15 protein-coding genes are annotated in these 23,951 nt (G+C 52.6%); all 15 read right to left on the bottom strand.

Annotation, left to right across the window (positions count from 1 at the left end; translation table 11 throughout):
- Window positions 1–208 precede the first annotated feature (208 nt).
- Window positions 209–4,660, bottom strand: a complete 4,452-nt coding sequence (locus AC3RCL_RS04445; protein WP_492534641.1) for an endo-1,4-beta-xylanase — start codon at window positions 4,658–4,660, stop codon at window positions 209–211.
- 57 nt (window positions 4,661–4,717) lie between these two features.
- On the bottom strand, window positions 4,718–5,677 hold the full coding sequence (locus AC3RCL_RS04440) for a carbohydrate ABC transporter permease (RefSeq protein WP_492534640.1): 960 nt from the start codon (window positions 5,675–5,677) through the stop codon (window positions 4,718–4,720).
- Window positions 5,677–6,636 carry an ABC transporter permease gene (locus AC3RCL_RS04435; RefSeq protein ID WP_036664362.1) on the bottom strand — a complete coding sequence of 320 codons (960 nt, stop codon included), beginning with the start codon at window positions 6,634–6,636 and terminating at the stop codon, window positions 5,677–5,679. Before AC3RCL_RS04435 ends, AC3RCL_RS04440 begins: the two co-directional genes overlap by 1 nt.
- A gap of 86 nt (window positions 6,637–6,722) precedes the next feature.
- A complete protein-coding gene (locus AC3RCL_RS04430) occupies window positions 6,723–8,426 on the bottom strand; it encodes an extracellular solute-binding protein (RefSeq protein ID WP_145040907.1) in 1,704 nt (567 codons plus the stop codon).
- A 126-nt stretch (window positions 8,427–8,552) separates the two neighbouring features.
- Window positions 8,553–10,085, bottom strand: coding sequence for a response regulator transcription factor (locus tag AC3RCL_RS04425; RefSeq protein ID WP_492534639.1), 1,533 nt, complete (start codon window positions 10,083–10,085; stop codon window positions 8,553–8,555).
- Window positions 10,057–11,901 carry a sensor histidine kinase gene (locus AC3RCL_RS04420; RefSeq protein WP_012819054.1) on the bottom strand — a complete coding sequence of 615 codons (1,845 nt, stop codon included), beginning with the start codon at window positions 11,899–11,901 and terminating at the stop codon, window positions 10,057–10,059. Before AC3RCL_RS04420 ends, AC3RCL_RS04425 begins: the two co-directional genes overlap by 29 nt.
- 17 nt (window positions 11,902–11,918) lie before the next feature.
- A complete protein-coding gene (locus AC3RCL_RS04415) occupies window positions 11,919–13,466 on the bottom strand; it encodes a helix-turn-helix domain-containing protein (RefSeq protein WP_492534638.1) in 1,548 nt (515 codons plus the stop codon).
- Window positions 13,467–13,633: 167 nt separating this feature from the next.
- On the bottom strand, window positions 13,634–14,467 hold the full coding sequence (locus AC3RCL_RS04410; RefSeq protein ID WP_012819052.1) for a carbohydrate ABC transporter permease: 834 nt from the start codon (window positions 14,465–14,467) through the stop codon (window positions 13,634–13,636).
- Window positions 14,468–14,496: 29 nt separating this feature from the next.
- A complete protein-coding gene (locus AC3RCL_RS04405; protein ID WP_036664374.1) occupies window positions 14,497–15,447 on the bottom strand; it encodes a carbohydrate ABC transporter permease in 951 nt (316 codons plus the stop codon).
- Window positions 15,448–15,477: 30 nt separating this feature from the next.
- Window positions 15,478–16,800 carry an ABC transporter substrate-binding protein gene (locus AC3RCL_RS04400; RefSeq protein WP_009591115.1) on the bottom strand — a complete coding sequence of 441 codons (1,323 nt, stop codon included), beginning with the start codon at window positions 16,798–16,800 and terminating at the stop codon, window positions 15,478–15,480.
- A gap of 141 nt (window positions 16,801–16,941) precedes the next feature.
- Window positions 16,942–18,495: a response regulator gene (locus AC3RCL_RS04395; RefSeq protein WP_492534637.1), complete on the bottom strand. Its 1,554-nt coding sequence runs from the start codon at window positions 18,493–18,495 to the stop codon at window positions 16,942–16,944.
- Complete coding sequence (locus AC3RCL_RS04390; protein ID WP_192569721.1) at window positions 18,470–20,248, bottom strand: sensor histidine kinase; 1,779 nt, start codon at window positions 20,246–20,248, stop codon at window positions 18,470–18,472. Before AC3RCL_RS04390 ends, AC3RCL_RS04395 begins: the two co-directional genes overlap by 26 nt.
- A 324-nt stretch (window positions 20,249–20,572) precedes the next feature.
- Window positions 20,573–21,748: an NAD(P)/FAD-dependent oxidoreductase gene (locus tag AC3RCL_RS04385; RefSeq protein ID WP_009591109.1), complete on the bottom strand. Its 1,176-nt coding sequence runs from the start codon at window positions 21,746–21,748 to the stop codon at window positions 20,573–20,575.
- Window positions 21,749–21,780: 32 nt separating this feature from the next.
- The gene (locus tag AC3RCL_RS04380; protein ID WP_009591098.1) at window positions 21,781–22,251 is read right to left on the bottom strand and encodes a DUF1641 domain-containing protein; all 471 of its coding nucleotides are present in this window, start codon (window positions 22,249–22,251) and stop codon (window positions 21,781–21,783) included.
- 269 nt (window positions 22,252–22,520) lie between these two features.
- Window positions 22,521–23,834: a polysaccharide deacetylase family protein gene (locus AC3RCL_RS04375; RefSeq protein ID WP_492534636.1), complete on the bottom strand. Its 1,314-nt coding sequence runs from the start codon at window positions 23,832–23,834 to the stop codon at window positions 22,521–22,523.
- Window positions 23,835–23,951: the final 117 nt, after the last annotated feature.

The following is a 23,951-nucleotide window of genomic DNA, read 5'->3' as shown; positions in this document are numbered from 1 at the left end:
ATCTTGAATCTATGAATAGGTTTTCCAAGAAAGCACGAAGATAGACGTCTTTTGCTAGAAAAGGATTCTCCTGTCCCGCATGATTCATAGCTCGCCGCCCGCCTGGCCAGGAGGATCTGCACGAAAAAGGCCAGCCCGTTGCAACGGGTGGCCTCCATCTCATTCATACGTACATGCTGCTTTTCATCGTTCACGTCCGATCATCGCATTAACGATTCACGGCCTTAATCAGTTCCCAATTCCAAATCCGGTCCAGAATCACGGCTGCCTGGGCACGCGTAAAGTAAGCCTTCGGCGCGATTTTGCCGTTCATGCCGTTCACGATGCCCGACCCTGCAAGCAGAGCTGCACTCGATTTGGCATATTCGGCAACCTCATCCCCATCGGCAAAAGCATCCAGCGCCCCTTCGCCCTCCAGCTTCCTGCCTGCCGCCTCCAGGGCACGCTGCGTGATCAGCATCATGTCCTGGCGCGTCATCGGCGTGTCCGGCGAGAAACGATTTCCGCCGACGCCTTGAACGAGCCCAAGCTCTGAGGCGATTTGCACGTGTTTGTAATAATAGGCCGAAGACGTAACATCTCCGAATGCTGCCCGGCCTTCGCCCGAACCTTCCAGTCCCAGCACGCGTACGAGCATAACGAGGAATTCGGCCCGGGTGATTTCGTTCTGCGGATCGAACATCGTTTCGCTTACCCCTTGGATAAATCCGCGGGATGCCATCGTTTCGATCGCATCGATCGCCCACGGCACATGCTTCAGGTCATGAAACGTCTTGAATGCGGAAGCGACTGCAAACGTGCCGCCATGCGGCAGCGCTGCGCGAACGATCCCCTGTTTCGCATCATAACGGCTGTTAGGAAGAGGCCCGCCTTGCCCGTTGGCATCGATCTCCCTGACAAAGATATGGTCCGGTTGTGCCAGCTCTTCCTTGGTTGGTGTGTAAGGCACCGACCAGATCAAGCGAGCTTTGCCCGATCTCCACGACAGGGCCCGGTCGCCGGCAAGAGCCTCTACCCGGAACACCGGACGATCACCGATCTCCTCGCGAAGGGCTGCACCCAGATTGCTGCCCGAAGCTTTCGCCAGACGCAGCGCGACGGTTTCCGTATCCTTTACTCCGGCTCCCCGAACCCATGCGCTTGGCAGCTCCAGTGCGCCGAACTCCGTTTGGAGGATCAACACAACCTCCGAGTTCCCCAGCAGCCACTTGCCCGGCAATTGAATTTCGTAGGACTGGGCCTCTGTTTGAGCAGGGATATCCACGATTGCTCGCTTCGGCCCTTCCACACCGGCTGCCGCCCTATCCAATGCCTGCTGAAGGACTTGGCTCGTGAGAACAGCGAGAATCCGCCCGTCGTTGTTCCGGATTTCGAGTGAAGGCGTGTTTGGAGCTGGACTTGGACTGCTTCCGCCACCGCCCGCGTTTGCACCGCTTCCTCCGCCACCGCCGCCGTTATGTTCTCCGCCGTTTCCGTCTCCTCCGCCAGGTGCGGAGCTCTTCGTGAATTCCAGCACGCCGAACCCGGACGTGTTCTGATAGGACTGGCCCGACGGATCCGACCAGATGGCCACGCTGTCTCTTGTACCCTGGCCGTCTTCATCGTTGTTCACCTGCAAATCGAATCCGATGACCGTGCCTTTCTCAGGCTTGATCTTATCCAGGCGGATCGCGGCTTCAACGACATATCCCCCGTCGGTCACCTTCGCTGCCGAAGTGAAGTTATCCTCGCCCGCATAACCGCCAAAGGAACGCAGATTGTTGAAGTTCATCCGGTACTGTCCATCATCTTCTTGGTAAGCATCCGTCTTTCCATTATTCTGGTCCACAAAAATCTCTACCGAATCCTGCTCCCATACGTTGGGACTCGCATCCGACAACAAGCTGTCGCTAACCATAGCGTAAACATACAGGTAATTCTCATCCCATAGCGTCCGGAATGTTGCGGTTGCGCCGCTGTTACCCTCGACCCACACGTCGGTTGCCAGTTCCGCGGCGTCCTTCCAGACACGGTCCAGCTCGCCGTCCACCTTCGGGGTCCCGTAGCCGGCTTGGGCCGATTTCGGCGCAGCAACGAGCGTAAGAATGCCGAGTCCGTCTTGATCGCTCTCCTGGGCATGCCTTGGATCGCTCCAGGACACCACCGCTCCGTTCTTGCCATGCTCGGAACCGTCATCCGAACCGGAATCCGTTACCCTGACATCGAAATAAATGTCACCGCCCAATGCCCCTGCTCCGTTTAGCTGAAGAAGAGCCTCCCCCGCGTAACCTCCCGCGGTCTCTGCCGTGTTGGCGGCTCCACGCTGAATCCGGGCTTCTTGCAGGGTACCGTTCACCACCGCGAAGATATCAACCTGATCCCCCGGGGCTATCGATCCGTCTTTCACGTCAACCCTGACATAGATATGGTCCTTGTCCCATAGCGTCTTAAATTCGGCAGACAACGATCCCAGCTTCTCCGTCTTAAATGCCGGAACCAGATTCCAGGAAGCATCCGGTTGTCCGTCGATGACGGCCTTACCCTCCACAGCCATTCCGGTTTTTCTCACAATCGTTAGCCTGGAGGGATCGACCATTCCCCAATAAGCTGGCTTGGCCTGATATTGCTTGTCAAAAGGAAACGGGGCATCCTGGCGGCCCGTCCCCGCGGGACGGTCATGCAGCCAGGTATGGTCGTCTGCAATCCCCCACAGGGTGACATTGCTGATCCAGCCACCCTCCACGCCTGCAACAACGCCCATTTGGTCCAGCCGCTTCAATTCTTCAAACAGCTCTTTGTACCGATAGCCTTGCTTGTCGAGCAATTCCTGAGGAACGGTCTGGAAGGCGTCGGTATTGTTCGTGTACACCGAAACGTCCAGCTCGGTAAGCTGATTATCAAATCCTGCCTCGCCGAACATCCGGATGGAATCCGAGATTTGCTGGATGGAGGGCCCGCTGATATTGATATGCGTTTGATGGCCCACGCCATCGATCGGAACGCCTTCCGCCTTCAGCTGTTTTACGAGATTCAGCAAATAATCGCGTTTCTTCGGGTTGTGCGTGCTGTAATCGTTGATGTACAGCTTGGCCTCGGGTCCGGCTGCGTCTCGCGCAGCATGAAATGCGGTCCGGATATAGTCGAGTCCCGTTATCCGGTACCACTGGCTGTCCCGCATGCCGTCCGGACGCCCTTCGTCAATGACCTCATTCACGACGTCCCAATCGCGGACATCCCCCTTGTAACGGCCAGCCACCTCATGGATATAAGCTTCCAGCCTCTGAAGGACGAGCGCTTTGTTCTCCGGCGTGGCTTCAAGATATTGGCCCTGATCGTCCTTCAGCATCCATTCGGCGCCCTGCTGATGCCACAGCAGCGTATGGAACCGGAGGTTCATATCATGATCCCTGGCATAATCCCTGATCAGATCCGCGTTGGTAAAGTTATAGGTTCCCTCTCTCGGATTGAGAGATTCCGGTTTCATCACGTTCTCGGCAACAAGCGAGTTGTAATGATAATCCAGAAGCTCCTTGTGCACGCCGGACAGATGCTTGGGCTCCACGGCTGCCCCGATCTCGAAATACTCCCGATACACATCCTTCAGGGCGGGTATATCCGTCTGAATGGAGCCTGGCAGAGCGAGCTTAATGTCATCGACATAGAAATTGGAAAGATCCGAGGTTTCCACGTACAGCTTCAATGTTTCCATATCCGAGCTGAAGCCGAAGGTTCCTTTCAATTCCACCCACTCCGTGCCGCTCGCGGAGGCTGAGGCGATGGTCGTATAGGACGTCTCTGCTGCGCCCGCCGCTTTATTCTCCATCGAAAGCGATAGTTTGACCGCAGCGGCAGGAGCCTGCTCAAGCCTGGCATAGGCTGAGATCGTATACGTTTTTTGGCTCACCATGATGTCCTTGACATCCTGGCTGGGCCCGTTCCAGCTGTTCGTCCGATCATGGACCTTTAAGCCGTAGCCGCCGCTATGGGCTGCTTCTGGCACAGCTTCTACGGTCTCCGAATCGCGAGGTCCCCAATCCATCGTCGTTCCGTCTTCAAAATCCCATACGATCGTATTCTCTCCCCCCGGCATCCCATTGCCCGGGTCCGGTGCCGGCTCAATCAGCCGGACTTTGAAGTCGTCCATATAATAAGCAGCGTCCGGACTGCTCGGACTCTGCAGATACACCTGCAGGGCTGATGCATTGGAATCGTATTTGTAACGGCCTTTTACCTCCACCCACCCGTCGGCGGTTACATCGACCGGGCTGCTGAAGTTCACGTATTCGGGCTCGGCCCCGGTTTGCTGCATGGCAAGCTGAAGCTTCTGAGACCCTTGGGTGCCCTCCTTCAGATGGACATAAGCGGAAATTTCATATGTCGCTCCCTTGTCCAGCCGATTCGTGGCGGATAGATTAAACCCCGGTCCGTTCCAGGTCGCTGTCCTTCCCTCCGTCAATAAACTCCCTGTCCCTTCATAGGCATAGGTCGCGGAAGTCACCGTCTCCGTCCCCCGCTTAAACCACCCCTCCGTCCCGCCATCGAAATGATGGTGTATCACAAGATCCTGATCGGCGGGCGTATGTGCCGGTTCAACTGCCGCCGCACTCCAGCTGGGCGGAATGAGCAGCATGAACCCGATCAGCATCAGGCTGATCTTTCTAAAGATCGTTCTCTTAGACACGGAATGCTTGCCTCCTCATCGGTTGCATGTATGATCTGTCCACTAGCAAAATCCTGGTCATTCTTTGACGCTGCCTACGTTCAACCCAACGACAAAATATTTCTGCATGAACGGATAAACCAGCAGAATCGGAACCGATGCCACGACAGTTACGGCAGCGCGAATCGAAATCGGCGTTACCATGTTCACCGCAGAGTCCTTCGTCATCCCTGCGCCGGCAGCCACTGCCGGGTTGCTGTTCGCGTTCATACTGGATGACAGCAGCTTCATCAGCTCATACTGCAAAGTGCTCAGCTCTTGGCGGGAGGAGGTATAGATGAATGCATCGAACCAGGAGTTCCAAGCCCCCACGGCCACGAACAGCGCAATGGTTGCCAGCACCGGCTTACACAGCGGGAAGATGATCCGGATGAAGATTTTAAAATCTCCGGCTCCGTCAATTCTTGCCGATTCGACCAAGCTTTCCGGAATCGTTCCGATATACGTCCGGATAACGATCATATTGAATGCGCTGATCATCGACGGGATCACATATACCCAGAACGAATTCAGCAGGTGCAAGTCCTTCATCAAGAAATATCCAGGAATCAAGCCTGCGTTAAAGTACATCGTCAGAATAAAGATCAATGTAATCGGCTTGCGGAATACATATTCCCGACGGCTCAGCGTATACGCCAGCATCGTGGTCAAGACCAGATTCAGCAGCGTTGAAAGCACTGTTCTTGCCACGGAAATCCAGAACGCGTCATATATCGTTCCCGAAGCGAATACCGCCTTGTAGTTCTGCCAGGTAAATTCCCTCGGCCAGAGATAGATTCCGCCCCGGATCGTATCATTCCCCGCATTCAGGGAAACGACGATCGTGTTCAGAAACGGATATAATGTGACAACGACAAGACCAATCATAAACAAGGTATTGAATGTATTAAAAAGGATCGGCTCTACGCTTTTTTTTCTGACAGGTTTAGTCGCTGCGGCAGCAGTTGCTGGCCCAGGGCTGATTGTTTGATTGTCCACTATAGCAGCCTCTCTTCCCCTAGCCGTTTCGCGACTCCGTTTGCAATCAATAACAGCGTCACACTAACGACCGTTTTAAATATACCGGCAGCCGTTGCTAATGAGTAATTGCCTTGGGCAAGCCCGTACTTCAGCACGAAAATGTCAATCGTTTGCGACCAGTCGACAACAAGACCGTTGCCCAGCAAGTATTGAACCTCGAAGCCTGCTTCCAGAATGTGACCGACCTGCATGATCAACAGAATAATGATCGTTGGCTTAATGCCCGGCAAAGTAACATGGAACATTTTCCGATAGCGGCTTGCCCCGTCCATATCGGCAGCCTCATAAAGCGCCGGGTCGATGGATGCCATCGCAGCCAAATATATAATCGTATTCCAGCCGACTTCTTTCCAAACATGCGACGCTCCGACGATTCCCCAGAAGTATTTGCCTTCACTGAGCCATTGGATCGGCTCCTTGATGAGATGCAGCTTCATAAGGACATCATTGATGATTCCGTCCGAAGCCAAGCTCGTCGCCACAATCCCGGTTACGATGATCCAGGATAGAAAGTGCGGAAGATAGGAGATCGTCTGTACGGTTCTTTTCCAAAATACTTTCCGAATTTCATTCAGTAACAATGCAAGGATAATTGCAGTCGTAAAGCCGAGAATCATATTGATAACACTCATTGCGAGCGTATTGCGAAGCACTTGCAGGAAACTATCGTCCTTAAAAAGAAATTCAAAATGTTTAAAGCCTACCCACTTCTGTTCACTAAAGTCTCTAGCCGGCTTGTAGTCCTGGAAAGCCATGGTCCATCCCCAAATAGGAACGTAGGCAAACAAGATGATGTAAGCCATTAGAGGCACCGACATATAGATCAACTGTCTCTGTTCTTTGAGTACGGCCCAGGTGATTTTCTTGTTTGTCTTAGGCTTGCGGACGGCAGAGTCTTTGACTACGGTCTCTTCCATAAGTTTGTTCTCCCCAAAACCCCATATTTCGTAAACAAGGAAGGCAAGAAGCCTTCCCGTTTCCGATTCATGTACCTTCCGCTGCTTTACTTAACAGACCAAGTGTCTCTTCTCCATTGCAGCACTTCATTAATCCGATCCTCATAAGCCTTGATGTTGAGCTTGCGGATATCAGTGACGTACTCATCCCAGACGCTGTCGAATTCTTCCGGTTTAGCAAGAATGGCTTTTGGCAAGTACTTCGTGGACAACTCATTTTGCTTCGTATTCACGATTTTCGCCTCAGATCCGTCTACCAGGTCGACCGACCATGCCGGGTAAGCAATCTCGTTCTCAGGAGCTGGACTGAAGAAGTCAACATAGCTGTTGAAACCGTATTGGGCAAGGAAGTTCTTGTCATACTCTCTCAAAGCGGCTACCATTTCTTCAGGCTGTGCAGCGCCGTCCGTAGCGTTGCCGTCCGAGAATAAACCTTCCATTTTTGGTGCTTGACCGTGGAAAGAATCGGCTTTATTCGCGAGCTTCCAGGTTGCATCGGTAAACAGATCGCGCTGCTCTTGCGTTTTCATGAAGCGGCCGTCCTTGACAATGTAATCTTCCCCTTCGATCCCCCAGGACAAGATTTTTTGCCAATCTTCTTGAATCAGCGTATCCAACAATTTGATAATTCTGATTGCCTGCTCTTCGGATGCGTTGACCGTGATCCCGAAACCGTTATTGAGGTTCAGAGCCGGACGATCTTTGTAATGATCCTTGATACTTTCATCAAATACAAGCGGAAGACCGACATACGTTCTTTCATCTTTCTTCTGAGTAATCAGCGCGTCCTCTGCGCTTTGGAAGTTCCAGTGCTGGTCAAACATGCCAAGAACTGCACCGCTGGAGATTTTCGCCATATACTGGTCAAAGTTCTGGGTGAACGTTTCCTTATCGATGATACCCAGGGCATTCATTTCGTTCAGCTTTTTATAATAACGTTTGGCATAGTCCTTATCGGCAAAAATTTCCGCCTTGCCGTCTTTAACAACTACACCGCCGTCATTCGGATGACCGATCAAATGCTGAGGAGCATTGAACAGGCCCCAGTTTTTCCAGTCATAGTTCAGAATTTCAAAGCCGATCGTCGGGGTACCGTCGATGGTCGGATGCTTTTCCTTGTATTGTTTAATGATGTCAAAATATTGATCCAAGGTTTTAACCTCTGGATATCCTGCCTCTGCCAATACGTCCTTCTGAATCCAGAAGGCTGGGCCCGAATAATAAGACGAGGTAACATCAGCATTCGTTACACCGTAGTTTGGAAGATTGTAAATATGACCGTCATTCGGGTCTTTCATCATGTTCCAGTACTTCTCATAATGCTTCTTCAAGTTTGGCGCATGTTCTTCAATCAAATCCTCGAGCGGGATAAAGGCACCGGCCGCTGTCAGCTTTTGATTCGCTGTCATCATGTCCGGATAATCGCCGCCTGCAATCATAACGCCGAGCTTCTGGTCAATATCGCCTGCCAGGAACTCGAATTTGAAGGATGCTCCTGTCTTTTCCCTGATTAATTTATAAATCTTGTTGTCAGGTGTTGGTTGCTGGTCGGGCTGACCGATAAAAACACTCACCTCAAATGGTTCGATCTTATCCCCGTCCGTCCCGGGTGTTGTTTGTTCTGCGGAGTCCTTTGCTTCCGGCTGGGCCCCGCTATTCCCGTTTCCGCCCCCGCAGCCCGTAAGGACGATGCAAAGCGACAACAGCAACACCGTGCTGAGCCGAAGCCATGATTTTGTCTTACCCCCCATAAAAGCACCTCCGTCATAATGTGGTTACATCGTTGGTCGATACGCCTCTTCATGTAACCTTCCTTTATTTTAAAAGCGCTTTCAAAGGCGGACTATACTATAATTAAAGCATTAACCTTAAAAACTTTAGAACATCCTCTTCTTGAACTCATTCGGTGCCATGCCCCATCTTTTTTCGAAATGCTTAAGGAATTGGTTGTAGTGGGTATAGCCGACCCTTTCGGCGATTTCGCTGTTCTTCAGCTTGTTCTGCTTCAACAGCGCAACCGCTTCCTCAATCCGCAAATTATGTATGAGTTCGTTGAAGCCAATCCCATTCTTACGCATCAGCAGCTGGCCGAGATAGACGGGATGCAGATAAAAAAGCTCCGCCAATCGCTTAATGGTCAGATTCTCCCGGTAGTGCTGCCGAATATAATCGTTAATCTCCTGGATTATGCCTTGCGAATGCCGGGCCTGCTCCTTGAGAAGAAGCTCGATGCACTCTTCCCCGAAGCGCAGCAGCTCTCCCATCAAGTCGTTCAAATGGAAGGTTCCGTCCGTTAATCCAGCTGCATTGGATTTGGCTGCAAGGATTCGAGCTTCCGCGCCTTCCGCCTCCCTCACCAAATCCATGATTTTATACAAAACATGGATCACCATTTTCTTCACGATCCCCGGCGCGATTCGCTGCTCCGCAAACCTGGATGCAGCCAATCCGGCAGCCTCGCGGTATCCCTTCTTGTCGAGGAGTTCCACGGACCTGATGACATCATCCAACAGGTTCGTGGGGTAACGATAATGAAACGGCCGATCCCGTACCTCTTCATATGAAATCATCCCTCCGTACGCCGGATCGTAAAATTGATGCTCGATGGCTTCCTTGGCGGTTTCGTAGCAGCGACGGATATGCACCAGAGACTGCTGGCCTTCTCCTACAGCCATAAACAGCCGCTGTCCTGCATAATGGCGGACCAGCTCGCGGATCGTGCCTGAGGGTACGCTCCCGTTGTCAGGGGAATAACCGTTCACCAAACCAAGCCGGTTCGATTCCAGATCGATGACATACTCCGAATTCGTGTGGGCTGACAAGCGGGCGACGGTTTCCTTGACGTCAGGAAACAAGGCAGACTCTGCTTGGATCAGACATACGTTCCACTCTTGATGGGCGGAGGATAAAACCTGAAGCCTCGACAGGCCGCTAGCCCTAAGCGGCATCTCCAAGAGCGTTTCCATGATCAGCGAAACATCCTCTTCCCTCTTAGCAATCGCACTCAGGCTTAATCTGCGATGCTCCTGCATCAGCTCAGCATGAATCTTGCCGAGCTCCTCCTCGGCTTCCTCTGCAATAATAGGCTTCAGCATGTAGTGATGGATGCCGTGCCGCAATGCCTTCCTTGCATATTCAAATTCACTGTAGCCGCTCATGATGGCAAATTTCACACTGCTATCCCGGTGATGCTGCTGCCAGGTTTCAATCATATGAAGCCCGTCCATTAGCGGCATGTTTACATCGGTAATGACCAAATCCGGCGCAAGCCCATGAATCATCTTCAAGCCTTCCACTCCGTTGCCCGCGGTTCCGCAGACGCTAAACCCCAAGCGTTCCCAATCGATCCACAGCGCCAGCCCTTCCAGCGCACCCGGTTCGTCATCGATCAACAGCACTTTGAAAGGCATGGTTCTCCCCCTCTCCGCCTTCATGCTCCCGAGACTCCAACAGCCGGATCGGAATCTCGAATGAAACGGTTGTCCCTTGATTCGGGGTGCTGGCAATGTTGAAAATGACATGATCGTCGTAGTACAGCTCCAGCCGCCGATATACGTTTCGAATGCCGAAGCTGTTGCCCGAGAACTGCTCGTTGCGAACCGAGAGAATAATGTCCCGTAGCTTGCTTTGCTCAATGCCCTTACCGCTATCCGTAATGACGATGCGAAGATAATCACGGGCAACCGAAGCGCTTATGGTCACCAGACCCGCTCCATCCATCGCCTGCAAGCCATATTTGCATGCATTCTCAACAAGCGGCTGAATGCTCATTTTCGGAATTTTATAATGAAGCGCTTCCATATCGATGTTGAATTGATATTCGAATTTATCCCGAAAGCGGAATTTTTCGATTTTGAGATACATTTCGATAAATCTGATTTCCTCCTCCACGGAGACCAAATCCTCTCTCCAGCTCAGGAGTCTGCGAAGCAGCTTGGACAAGCTTTTGATAATATCCGTCACATCCGTGTATCGATTCTTCGTGCAGACCACCAATATCGCATTCAGGGTATTGAACAGGAAATGGGGATTCATCTGGCTCTGCAAAAAGTTCAATTCAGCCCGAACCCGCTCCATCTCCAGGCTTTTCTTCTGAATCTCCAGCTTGTACACATTGTTGATCAGGGAGTTCATCTTCGCTGTCATCTGATTGAAATTCCGGATGAGTCCGCCGATTTCGTCCCGGCCTTCGTCCAGTTCAATCAAGTCGAATTTCTCGTTGCTCACCTTCTGCATATGACGCGCCAAACGCTTCACCCGGTAATTGTAGGATCTCAGCATGACCGTAATAAAGACCGCCGCAACCAGCGTAACAACCGCTGCCAATACAACGGTAAACAGCTGCATATCCAGCATGGCGCTAGTAATCCGGCTCCCCCGGTTGATGCCGATCAGCTTCCACCCCTTCACGTACCTGGCCGTTCCGATCGAGAACACATGCCGATCCTCTTCGTCGTATTGCTCCAGGTCAAGCTTCGAATATGCGCTGTACTTCCCTCTTTCATAACCGCTGCTGGCCGACATAATAATCTCATTGTTCTCGTTCACCAAATACATATCCAGATAATCGCGTTCCCGTACAATGACGTCATAAATCTTGCTTAAATCGATATCGATTCGAAGCAGCTTCTCATAGGTGTCATAGGTATCGTAGTAATCCATCTTCTCAATCACGCTTAAGTACGGAACCGTCGATGCCGAGTTGTTCGCTTCTGCCGCCCTGTACGCCGCCACCAGCACCGGATGGGCCGAGCTGCTCCATAATGCATACCAGTCGCTCTCGAGCACATTATCGTTGATCACATGATAATTGCCGCCGGACACAATGGTGGAATTTTCGGTGAAGATGCTAATCCGCTGAATCTGGTTGTTAACCGGTATGTAGCTCGTTACCCGATTCCGGAGCTGCTCATCAAAGGTTTCGTAGAAGTCCAGCTGGGACTCATACTCGCGATCAAGCATTTCGTAAAGGGTCTTATCCGTACTCAGCGCATGACTTACAGCCACCCCGCCGTCGATGAAATTATGAATATCCTTCCTAGCCCGCTCCATCGAGATATCGAGGTTCTGCTCCTCTCTCTCCCGGATCAGCTCCGACATCCGATCCATAAAGATGAGGTTGACCACCAGAATAGGCAGCAGTACACCAATGACAAAAATAAGAAAAAATTTAGTTTTCAACGGAATATCGTTCACGAAATTCCCCAGCCTGAACATTCTCTTCATGAAGGCACCCTCCCGGTTTAGCGCTGCTTGCTTTCAACATGAGTCTTGTAATTCGAGGGCAGAATCCCGGTCGTCAACTTAAACTTATGGATAAAATAGTCCGCGTTCGGGAACCCGACATGGAGCGCAATCTCGGAAACCTTCATTCCGCTCCGTTTCAGCAGCAGCTTGGCCTCCTCGATCCGCTTGTCATTCAGGTATTCCTTGAACGGCTTGCCAGCATGCTTCTTGAACAGCTGCCCCAAATAGGTGGCGTTCATATGGAAATGTCGTGCCAAATCCTGAAGCTGAAGCCTGCTCCGGTACTCCCGGTCGACATACTGAATCACTTGAAAAATGGTGTTGTGCTCGTTAAGCTTGCTTAACTCTTCCAGCTGCGAAGCGGCCTCAAACGCGAGCAACCGCATATAATTCTTCAACGGCGCTTTATGGCAAGCATCACTCAGATGACCAAGCTTCCTTTGCAGCCGGTTCATGAATAGATCCGGATCTCCATTCATTTCCGCGATTCTTCGACACAGCTTCAATTCCAGATCGGCCACATCGGCTTGAAAAGCCCTTAGGTGGAGGAGATGATCGGGCATGGCCGTAAAAATCCGCGCCAAGCATGACTCGATGGACGCATGCTCCCCCGCCATAATCATGGAAAGCAAGTCGTCCATCCTTCCGCAGGGAAGTCCCCGGAGCCGCTCCGCTCCTCTCGGTTCTTGGCAACAAAACACGCCGCTTCGGCCTTGGCTTCGCTTATCGTCGCGCACCTCCGCGCTTTGCCTGTAAAGCTTTCCGATCGCCTGGATTCCCTCCCCTGTGCCGCTTAACGCCACGATAACCGGCCCTTCAAGCTCCCGGGCCAGAGCAGACTGCAACAGTAGCGCAGTCTCCATGACCTCATCCGGAGTCGAATGCTCGACATGCAGCACCACTCCGATGCTCCCGCTATTGTCCTGGAAGCATCCCAGTAAGCTCGGGGGCCCGTTATCGGTCATCCATTCGATCCAATCCACTCCCGTTTCAGTAATCCCTGTTTCAATCAATAGGCACTGCAGCAGCGGCTCGCCCTGGATTTGCATCGCATTGCTGGCTTGCTCGGCCAAATCAGGACTCAACTCTTCCCGAATGAGCCGGTTCAACAAATAATGGACGGCAAGGCCGGCTTTCTTCCGGTTGCTGCGTTCAGCGTCTCGTTCGTCCTGGATCTCATGGCTGAGCTTGGCAAGCACTGCCTCGATCTCCTCGTCATCAATCGGTTTCAGCAAATACTCGGCAACCCGTTGGCGCATGGCTTGATGCGCGTATCCAAAATCATCATATCCGCTCAAAATAACGAATTTCGGAGGAAGAGGCAGTATCCGTTTGCTGTGCTCAATCAATTCCAGGCCGTTCAGGACTGGCATGTGGATATCCGTCATCACCAGTTCAGGCTTCCATTGTTCCATTAGCTTTAGCGCTTCGGGAGCGCTCAGGGCTTCCCCGCATATTTGGAATCCGAACCGTTCCCAGTCGATCATCGTTCTCAATCCCTCCAAGACCCATGGTTCGTCGTCCACCAGAAGCACATTGAACATCGCCCTCGTCCTCCTTTACCAAGCGAATAATGTAAGCGTACTCATTTTTACTTATACTACCATACTAGTATATCTATGAGAATATACTACAGGAACACAAACACAAATAACCGTAAGCGGGGTTCCTTTGTACAAAGGAACCCCGCTTACGGTCTGCTCAAGCTGGCCTATCCCTTAATCCCGGATAACGTAACGCCTTCAATAATATATTTCTGCCCGATGATATACACGATGAGCACCGGGACGAGCGCAATGGAAGCCCCCGCCATCATCAGCGTCCAATCCGTTGCATACATGCCCCGGTACAAATTCAGCATCATCGGCACGGTAAACTTATCCGTGCTGCTGAGAAAAATCAGCGGGTTAAAGAAGTTGTTCCACATCCCGAGGAAGGTAAATATCCCGAGTGCCGATAAAGCCGGCTTGATTAGAGGAATCATGATCCGGGCGTAGATCGTCCAGCGATTCGCGCCGTCCACGATGGCCGCCTCTTCCATTTCCTTCGGAATGCCCCTGAAGAATTGCCGGAGCAAAAATACCCCGAAGGCGTTCAGCAGCGCAGAAGGGACGATAATCGCCAGATGCGTATCCAGCCATCCGATATTTTTCATGATCAGATAGAGCGGAATAATGGTCACCTGTCCCGGCACCATCATCGTTGCCAGAAACAGGACGAACAGCGGCTCCCGGAACGGGAACGTGATTTTGGCAAAAGCATAAGCCGCCATGGAGCAGGTAACCAGCTGTGAAACCACCACGATGATATTGATGTAGAAGCTGTTGAAATACGCGCGCCCGAACGGCAGGGCCGTCAGCGAATCCTTATAATTGGACCAGATGAACGGATCCGGAATCCATTTGGGCGGCACGACGAATACTTGCGACAAATCCTTGAGCGAGCTGAGCACCATCCACACAAACGGCAGGGCCATCAGGCAGGCGCCTAAAATCAGCACGATATGCAGCACCACGGTGGACATCCTCAATCCCCGATGTATCATTCGTTTTCCTCCTTCCTAGGTTCGAATCGTCAGTCTTCGTAATGCACCCACCGCTTGGACATCTTCATCTGGAACAAGGTGAGCGACAGGATCATCACGAACAGGATGACCGCCGACGCCGTGCTCTTGCCAAAGGTAAAGTCCGCAAAGGCCGTCTCGTAGATGTGATAGACAAGCGTATAACTGGCCTTCGCCGGTCCGCCGGAGGTCATGACAAACGACTGGTCGAACACCTGAAAGGAACCGATGATGGACATGATCGTCACGAAAAAGGTCGTCGGGGACAGCAGCGGAATCGTAATATGGATCAACTGCTGCCATTTGCCGGCGCCGTCAATCTCGGCCGCCTCGTAATAGCTTCTCGATATGCCCTGAAGTCCGGCCAGGAACAGCACCATGTTGCCTCCCAGCCCCATCCAGACGCTCAGCAGGGCAATCGAAGGCATCACGTACCTGGAATCCGTCAGCCAGGAGGGGCCCGTTATCCCGAACCACTGCTGCAGGTACATGTTAATGAGGCCGAAGTCGGCGTTGAACAGCCACATAAACACGACGGCCACGGCGACGGACATCGTAATGTTCGGCATGAAGTAGATCAGCCGGTACAGAATCTTTCCGCGAACCCGGTTTAAGCCCACCGCCACCAGCATGGCGAGAACGATGCCGGTCGGTACCGACAGAATCGTGTAATACACCGTGTTCACCAAAGCGATGTGGAACTCCTCATCCTGAAGCTGGGACACGAAATTTTGGAGTCCGATAAACTTCTTCGCCCCCATGCCGTCCCAGTTCATCATGCTGATGACAAAAGCCGAGATGAGCGGAACCAATGAAAAAGCGATCAAACCGATCATCTGGGGAAAGATAAAAAAGTACCCCCACAAACCGTCGGACGTCTTGCTCTTTAAGGTTGTTCTCCTCTCCGGAAACCGCTCCGGAGAAGGAGCGGCTCCGGAGCTTCCTGCAGGCTGCGTGTTCATTTCATCTCACCGTTCCTCCCCAGAGCTGGATCAATTATTGCCGCTCTTGTAATCCTGAATTTTCTTGTTGGCCATATCCTGTATATCCTTCAAGGAGCTTTCAAGCTCCTGATCTTTTAGCCACAGCGCCTCGAACTTGGACGTTATATCCTGGCTTAGCCCGGGAATGCCCGCCTCGAACGGAGTCAGGGAATACCCGATCTCGCGCGCGTCCAGGAATAACTGGGCGTGCTCCGGCAGATTCCCTTCCAGCACCACCTCATCCGTTCCCTGTACCGACGGGACGGCATTGCCGCCGCCCTGCAGGCGGAAGCGTTGGCCCTCTTTGCTTACGTACTCGGAGAAGAAGGTGTATGCCGCTTCCTTATTCTTCGATGCCTTGTTCATCACCATGTATGCGGTCGGAATACCGGCCGGCTCGATCTTATTGCCGGTATTGGTTGGCCATGTGACTACGTCATATTCAAGTCCTTGATTCTTCTTGAACAGCGGCAGGTACCAGCGGCCTGCAGCAACGAATCCGACCTGGTTGGACATGAACATGGCGTCCCCGCCTTGCCCTTTCGGAAGCGTGCCGGAGAAGGTGATGTTTTTGGATTTCACGTTGTCGTACAGGAAGCGGAAAGCCTCCATCGCCTTCGGATCCGAAGCCGCTACGAAATTCCCTTCGTCGTCGTACACCCGGCCGCCGTTGGAAGTAACCCAGCTGTGGTAGCTGTTCCAGGAGTTATCCAGCACGTAGCCGTACTTTTTGCTGTCCCTGATCTTGTCCGCCATCTCCTTGAATTTGTCCCAGGTCCACTGTCCGTTCGCCTGAAGATCGGCCGGCATCTCGGTTATCCCTGCTTCCTTCAGCACCTTCTTGTTGTACCACAGCACCATCGGGTTACAATCCACCGGTACCCCGAAGATCTGGTCATCCCGCACGGCTGCGCCCCACAAGCCTTCGAAATAATCCTCTTTCTTGATCACGCTTTCCGGAGCTTCCATATACGTCGTCAAATTCTCAATGCTCTGATTCTCGATCAGTTTCACGACCAGGGCGTCGCCTGCATAGAAGATATCCGGAGCCGTCCCGCCTGTTAATTGGGTTAATATTTTCTGATCATACTCGCCCGGAATCGGAATAAATTCGACCTCAATGTCCGAGTGATTCTTATTAAATTCCTTCGTCAGCTCCTGAAAGCGGCTAAGCTCGCCGGGATTTCCCCAGGTCGCCCATTTGATCTTGACCTTCTCGCCGCTTCCGGACTCCCCGCCTTCTGATGTTCCGCCGCCTCCACACGCTTGGAGTATGGATGATAGTAGAAGAATGATTGCAAGCAATGACCCTCTCACCTGTTTCCTTGTCATTTCATTTCCTCCATTCAAACCAGATTTGGACTCGCTGGCATAGCTTTTGTAAACGCTTTAATTATAAAATTTTGGCAAAAAGCTTTTGAACGGATTATGTTCCGAAAAAGTGGTTTCTTTTCCGATCCTATGAAATCCCGCTTATTTTCGATGCTGTCCCTGGTACTCAGCTGGCGTCATGCCTACCATTTTCTTGAACAGCTTGCTGAAGTATTTGACGTCATTGAATCCGGAACGATCCGCCACTTCATACACACGCAGCGATGTTGTGGAAAGCAGCTCCTTGGCCCGTTTCAAGCGGAGATCAATGACATAGTCAATGAAGTTGTGTCCCGTGACGCGCTTAAACAACTCGCTAAAATAGTTGCGGCTGACGGCCACTTCGTCCGCCACCTCCTGCAGGGAGATCGGCTCGGTAAAGCGCGCCTTAATATATCGGACGGCCTGCAGCACGATCCGCTCATGCAACGTGGATTCCGGTACAGGGTGGCGCATGGCTTCCTCCCGCAGCGCATGGAAGCCTTGGAGCACCAGCTTCTTCACTTCCTCCACCGAGCGAAGCTTGCCCACCTCCCCGATCTGCGGAAGCGGCGGGCCGCCGGGAAGATGAAACATAGCAAGCAAGCTCAGAAGCTCCTCCGCTTCCCGGAGGACCGCCGGCTTCTTCATCCGTCCGGGACGCCAGCGCTGCATAATGGACTGCAGACGTTCCTCGCTTATGTCCATGTTTCCGACGGTCAGCGCGGCCCTTAGGGCATGCAGCTCGGCAGCCGGCCTCTCCTGAGCCGAATCGGCATCGGTCAGGGGAAGCTCCTCTGCCCGCAATATCTGTTGATCTCGATGAAAGAAGAGGCCCTCCAGGCTTTCAGCGGCTTCTCTAAACGCTTCTTGCAGCTTATCCATGCTGTTATATCTCCTGCTGAGCCCCATCGTGCTCCGGATCGGCAGGCGGATAGCTCCTTCGTGCTCTGAAGCCTGCCCGTTTGCTTCATCCCTTAACGGTAAGCAGACTGCGATCCGGTCCGTTTCCAGTCGAGCTGCCAGCGCCTCCGGCGCCTGGTCGTATAACTGTCCCATGAACCGTTCGATCTCCTCCTGCCAATCCTTTGGCTGTCCCCCGGCCGCGGCACCGCCCAGGTCCGAATCTAGCTGGAGCACGGCCAGCAGGTACGGGCCGTTACGGTTCCATGCTTCCAGCTTCGCGAGCGCGTCCGGCTCACCGGACAGCGCCTGAAAGAGCATTTTTCCGGCAGCCTTCTTCTTATTCAGCCGCTGCTGCTGCTCATGCTCGGTCAGAATCCGCTGCATCTGCTTCTCCTCTTCCAGCTTCAATCGCATGTGATCAAGGACGGCGACCAGGGAGTCCGCGTCCAGCGTCGGCTTAAGGATATAATCCGATGCGCCAAGCCTGATGCCTTCCCGCACGAATTCGAAATCGCTGTGACAGCTGAGCAGCAGTACCTTCACCCATGGACAAAGCTCCCTTGTCCGGCGGGTCAATTCCAGGCCGTCCATGACCGGCATCGCGATATCCGTGATCAGAATGTCCAGATCCCCGTTTACGATCCATTTCATGGCCCGTTGTCCATTGGAGGCCTCCCCGACAAGCCGGTAACCGTATTTCTCCCAATCGAAGGTCGAGCGCAGTCCCGTACGCGCGATCGCTTCGTCATCCACGAGCAGCACTCTGTACATAATCGTCCCCCCTTTGTTTCGCAAACGTGACCGTGACCCTCGTGCCTCCGCCTTCCGTGCTTTCCACCCATACCCCGTACCTGCTGCCGTAATACAGCTGGACCGTTTGGTGAACATGACGCAGGCCGATATGGGTCATGCCATGCTTGGAATGATCCTGCTCATACGACAGCAGTCCCTTGATCCGTTCAGGCTTAATGCCGATTCCGTTGTCTTCGATCCGCACCATGACATCCTGCTGCTGCAATGTTATCCGGATCTGAATGACGCCCCCTTCATCAAGCGGGGCAATTCCGTGAAAGATCGCATTCTCCACGATCGGCTGCAGCAGCATCCGGGGAACGTGGAGGTCCTCCATTTCCTCGGGGCAATCGATCCGCAGCTCGATTGGGTGGTCATAACGGTAATTCTGGATGATCATATATTTCCGAAGCAGCTCCAATTCATCTCCAAGCCTTATAAACACACCGTTGCGCTCCAGGCTCCCCTCCAGCAGATGAACCAGGGCCGTGACCGATCGGTCCACGTCATTCGTTCGATTCAGCTTGGCCATCCAGCGGATCGAGTTCAGCGTATTGTAGAGAAAATGGGGATTGATCTGATACCGCAGCGCGCGGATTTCGGCTTTTTTCTTCTCGGACTCCTCCGCGGCGATCCGCCTGATGAGCAGATCGATCTGCTCTATCATTTTGTTGAAGCTTCGGCCCAGCTGACCGATCTCGCTGGGACCTACGTTCTTGCTGCGGACCGATAAATCGCCTGCCTCGCTTCTGCGCATCAAGCGACTCAGCTGAACGAGCGGATTGCCGATTCTCCTCGTCATGAAATATCCGATGCCGATCGCGGCTAGAATCGATCCGAATACGATCCAGACCGTGAAACTCCGGATGCTGGCGGAATCGGCCGTCAGCTCCTTAAGCGGCACCATGCCGACCACATGCCAGCCGTTGTTCAGGCGCGAGGGGATCATCAGCGTTTTGTTGTTATTCAGGTTGTATTCCGTCAAACCCGAGGGCAGCTTGATCCTGGACTGCTTCCCGTACATCGATGGATCGGGATGGTAAAAGTAGCGATTCTCGTCATTCGCCACGTACATATACCCCGTGTCGCCGAATTGGACATGGTTTAATTCATCGATCAGGACATCCCCCATAATTTCGATGAACATCACCCCGACGATCTCCCCCGTATCCCAGCTCCGGATTGCCCGGCCCAGCCCGAACACGGGAAATCCCATTCCCGTTTGCTTCAGGTAGGAGGTATCCGACAAGCCGAACCATACCGCCTGCCCGTTCGCCTCCAATATCGCCCGATACCAAGGCGAATCCCACTGGTCCGGGATGGACATCAAGGAATCCGCGCTCAGGACCGAATTGTTCCGCTGCACGTCAAACACGTATACATCCAAGATCTCCGGCGAATTAATCATGATGGACGTCAGCAGGTCCTTCCCCTCCTTCACCTTCAACGTCAGGTCGTATTTACTGATATCCTGATCCTCCAGTATGCCGTGAACCACTTTGCTGTTCAGCACCATCATCGAGGAGTCGTCCAGTTTCTTGAAGAACATGTTCAGCTTGTCGCTGACTTGGGTGATCGTGAGGGAAGCCACTTTACTGACCTGCTCCTCCACGATCGAGGCCGATTTGTGATACGAAAGGAAACCCATGATGAGAACCGGGAGTGTTGTGCCGATGAAAAAAAACAAAAACAGTTGAATCACGATCGAATGAAGACGACGGTATCCCCGCATACATGCTCCCTCCTGTTTCATGAAATGAAAATTGCGAACATTTGAGATAGCGCTTACATAACTATCTGACCTTCTTTCTTCTTCGCTCTGGACGCTCATCCATTCTGCCCTTTCTTACCTCCTTCTCCCACATCCCGTCGGGAGCGGCGCCCGGGAATCCCTTCCCTGCTTGCATCCTCGCTTCGGGTGTATCCATCGTATTATGTTTTCCTGACGTTGTCCCTAAGTCCATGCGCTTATGTTTGGGCTGCGCAATAAAAAAAGATGGACCCGAATCATTCCGGGTCCATCTCTTGTATTTGGATATAATGTCGCCTTCCAGGCTTAGTAAGCCAGCGTGAACAAACCGTTGATGTGGGACAGGTAACGCATGTTACTTGCTTCCTTCATCAAGGTTGCAGGCAGACCTTTCAATTGGGTTTTGTTGGCGCCGATGGTGCCGATGGCGTCTTTACGTCCCAAGCTGCCGAGCGTACCGGAGAATACCGGGTTGAAGGAAGCTGGTGCGCCGCCGTTCAATTGAGCGAAGATGTTGTAGCCGATCAGCTCGCCCATTTGCCATGCCAGCTGTGCCGTTGGCGGGTATGGACGGCCTTCCGGTCCCATAACAACCGCGCTGTCGCCGGCAACGTATACGTCAGGATGGGAAGCGGATTGCAGGAATTCGTTGACAACCGCACGTCCGCGGTTGACTTCGATGCCGCAGTTAGCCACAACGGAGTTGCCCTGTACGCCGCCAGTCCATACCAAGGTGCTGGTTTCAATCGTGCTGCCGTCTTTCAGTTCAACGGTCGTGCCGTCCATTTTGGTAATCGGCAATCCGGTCAGGAAGTTCACGCCGCGTTTTTGCAGGCTTGTTGTCGCACGGTCAACCAGTTCTGCAGGGAAGCCCGGCAGAATGGAAGGAGCTGCTTCAACACAATAAAGCGTGATTTCTTGTGGGTCGATACCGTATTTGCGAGCCAGCTCGCTTCTCATATCGGCATATTCGCCAACAAGCTCAACGCCTGTCAAGCCGCCGCCGCCAACCACGATGGTAGCGTCCGCTTTGTTTTTGGTTTTGCTGTATTCCGCAATGCGGGACTCCACATGAGCACGCAGACGGTTAGCATCGTTCACGGACTTCAGAATAAAGCTGTTCTCTTGCAGTCCCGGAATGCCGAAGAATGCCGTTTCGCTGCCCAGCGCGATAACCAGGGCATCATAGGTAAAGTTTCCGCCGTCGTCGAGGGAAACCGAACGCTCATCCGGCTTGATTTCCTTAACGTTGCCGATGCGCAGGTCAACGTTCGCGCCGCGCAGAAGCTTATCGAGCGGCAAAGCTACTGCCTTCTCTGCGATGTTGCCTGCTGCCAGACGGTGCAATTCCGTAATGATCTGATGGGTTGGGAAACGGTTGATCAGCGTGATTTTTGCGGCAGCACCAAAATGCTCGCGTGCAGAAAGCGCACTAAGCAAGCCGCCATAGCCTCCGCCCAAAATTAAAATATGTTTAGACATGACCATCCTCCGTTCTTCGTATGATTTATGGATTAACGCTTGTTTTGTTGGTCGCGCTCGTTAAGAACGTCCAAAAAAGCCTGAGCATAGCGAAGACCCTTTTGAACCTGAGGATCTTTCAGCATTTTCATCAGACCAAATACGCCGATCTGAGCTTGGTCGCCTTGAGCGTGTACGCGGTCTCCGGCTTCGATGGCTGCAGATGCAACGCTTTTTGCTGTTGTCGTGATCGGCTTCGCGAATCCGCTCAGGGAAGCCATGGTGTCTTCCGCTAGCACGGGATCCGTAGCTACGGATTTACCGAAGTCATACGCCTTAGTCATGACGGTCAGCATTTCCGTAAGTTTTGGAAGATTGTCCACGAGAGTTGTGAGGGATTCCTGAACCTCGGGCTTGAGCAGTTGTTCGAGCAGCACATCAGGACGGCTGGACGCCGCAGCTTCTTGGTTTCCTACAACATTTTCCGGAGTTTCGGACGGCTGTGGAGAAGATGTTTCTGTCATAATGAATTGCCTCCTTTTCTTTAAGTGAATTCCCAAGATGAACTTGGCGACGATCGTACCGGCTAGCTTTAATTTTGGGATAACCGGTATCTATTATGCATCACTTACAAAAGTGCGAACTTATGGGTGACTCACTATCGCCAAAAATAAAGCAGGGGGAAACTTCCCCCTCCTTTATCTGAAACAATCTTAGGGATTGTGATAAATATCTCTAAGTACTAGTCTATAACTTGTGAAGCATAATTACAAACATAAAATACAATTTTCGACTACAAAGTTAGAACGCGATACTCGCCTTCTTCATATGTCACTCTTGTAACAGGTCGGCCGGAAAAGTCAAGCGCTTCCCGAAGCGGAATCCAAGCGGTGCCGCCGATTAAATGAACATCGGAGGACACCGGCTTGCCGCCGGTTTGCATGGGGAACAGCAAGCCTCCCAACGGGTCGGCTTCCCAGCGATTCCCTGCCAGCGTCACCTGCACGGTCTTGTTGTGAGACTTCCAGGATACGCTTCCGCCAAGCCGCTCCACCAAAGCGCGCAGCGGAACCATCAGCCGGCCGTCGACCAGCTTGTATTCGCCTGCAGCAAACGCGGTTTCAAGCCCTCCGAATTCCACGGCCAGCGTTCGCCCGGTCCCGAATAACGCGGCGTTGACGGCGACGTGCTCGCGAACCCACTGCTGTGAAGGCTGTGAAGCCTTGCGGGCGGTCTGCTGAGCACGAAATTGAACGGGCTCGGTTTCCGGAGACAGCACGTCAAAGGCATAGCCCTGCTTTTTATAATAAGAAATAATGTCAGGCAGAGCCTTGACGCTTTCGGCATGGCCTTTACCGTCATGGAGAAGCACGATCGCCTCCATGCCGTTCACTTTCGTGGTCGCCCCCTTTACGATGTCTTTAGCCGGGACGCCCCTATACCTGGAATCGCCGCTGTCGACATTCCAATCGAATACATGATATCCCCCCTGCTTCATGTATTGAAAATAAGCTTCGTCGAAATGCCCGGCCGTCCCCCCGGGAGCTCTGACCAGCTGCGGCCGTTCCCCTGTAATCAAACGGATGATTTCCTCGGTTTTCTTAATCTGTCCCCAGAAATCCTGAAAATGCCCGTAGAGCTCGTCATAACGATGATCATATGTATGATTCCCGATCACATGGCCTTCCTCATAGATGCGGTTGATAATTTCGGGACGGGTCTCCGCCTCCTTGCCCAGTACAAAAAACGTGCCTTTGATTCCTTCCCGCTTCAAAATATCCAGCACGTCGAGCGTTAAATCCGATGGTCCGTCATCAAATGTCAGGTATACCGTTTTGTCGCTAGGCTTCTTCTTATATTGAACAGGTGCGGCGTTCACAGCCGATGGTTTCTTGATTGCAGTGGTGACGACCGGCTTGCTTGCCTCCCGGGTCTTTGCTTGAACATTCTGCTCTGGCACTGCTGTCAGGGGGGCCGCTGCTAAAGGGGCCTGCTCCGCATAGTCTGCCATCGGCGCCTGAACCTCAAGTCCCATGCCGATCATGATCAGCACTGCCACAACGCCGAAGAATACCGCTATCGATGTAACCCGCACCATATTTTTCATTATCAACTCTACCTCCATCGTTTCTATGAGTTCGGCTTCCTGATAGATTATATGGAGGGCGATTCAAAAAAAGACTAGAATCTGATATTTTCTTACGTCCCTTGATTACTATTCACA

Source organism: Paenibacillus sp. MT86 (assembly GCF_058792535.1).
This window is presented reverse-complemented; position numbering and strand designations above follow the sequence as displayed.

Bases quoted from the DNA above. Each gene is read 5' to 3' on its own strand.
- AC3RCL_RS04435 (WP_036664362.1), bottom strand. From the start codon at position 6,636: ATGGAAGAGACCGTAGTCAAAGACTCTGCCGTCCGCAAGCCTAAGACA.
- AC3RCL_RS04430 (WP_145040907.1), bottom strand. From the start codon at position 8,426: ATGGGGGGTAAGACAAAATCATGGCTTCGGCTCAGCACGGTGTTGCTG.
- AC3RCL_RS04425 (WP_492534639.1), bottom strand. From the start codon at position 10,085: ATGCCTTTCAAAGTGCTGTTGATCGATGACGAACCGGGTGCGCTGGAA.
- AC3RCL_RS04420 (WP_012819054.1), bottom strand. From the start codon at position 11,901: ATGAAGAGAATGTTCAGGCTGGGGAATTTCGTGAACGATATTCCGTTG.
- AC3RCL_RS04415 (WP_492534638.1), bottom strand. From the start codon at position 13,466: ATGTTCAATGTGCTTCTGGTGGACGACGAACCATGGGTCTTGGAGGGA.
- AC3RCL_RS04410 (WP_012819052.1), bottom strand. From the start codon at position 14,467: ATGATACATCGGGGATTGAGGATGTCCACCGTGGTGCTGCATATCGTG.
- AC3RCL_RS04405 (WP_036664374.1), bottom strand. From the start codon at position 15,447: ATGAACACGCAGCCTGCAGGAAGCTCCGGAGCCGCTCCTTCTCCGGAG.
- AC3RCL_RS04400 (WP_009591115.1), bottom strand. From the start codon at position 16,800: ATGACAAGGAAACAGGTGAGAGGGTCATTGCTTGCAATCATTCTTCTA.
- AC3RCL_RS04395 (WP_492534637.1), bottom strand. From the start codon at position 18,495: ATGTACAGAGTGCTGCTCGTGGATGACGAAGCGATCGCGCGTACGGGA.
- AC3RCL_RS04390 (WP_192569721.1), bottom strand. From the start codon at position 20,248: ATGCGGGGATACCGTCGTCTTCATTCGATCGTGATTCAACTGTTTTTG.
- AC3RCL_RS04385 (WP_009591109.1), bottom strand. From the start codon at position 21,748: ATGTCTAAACATATTTTAATTTTGGGCGGAGGCTATGGCGGCTTGCTT.
- AC3RCL_RS04380 (WP_009591098.1), bottom strand. From the start codon at position 22,251: ATGACAGAAACATCTTCTCCACAGCCGTCCGAAACTCCGGAAAATGTT.
- AC3RCL_RS04375 (WP_492534636.1), bottom strand. From the start codon at position 23,834: ATGAAAAATATGGTGCGGGTTACATCGATAGCGGTATTCTTCGGCGTT.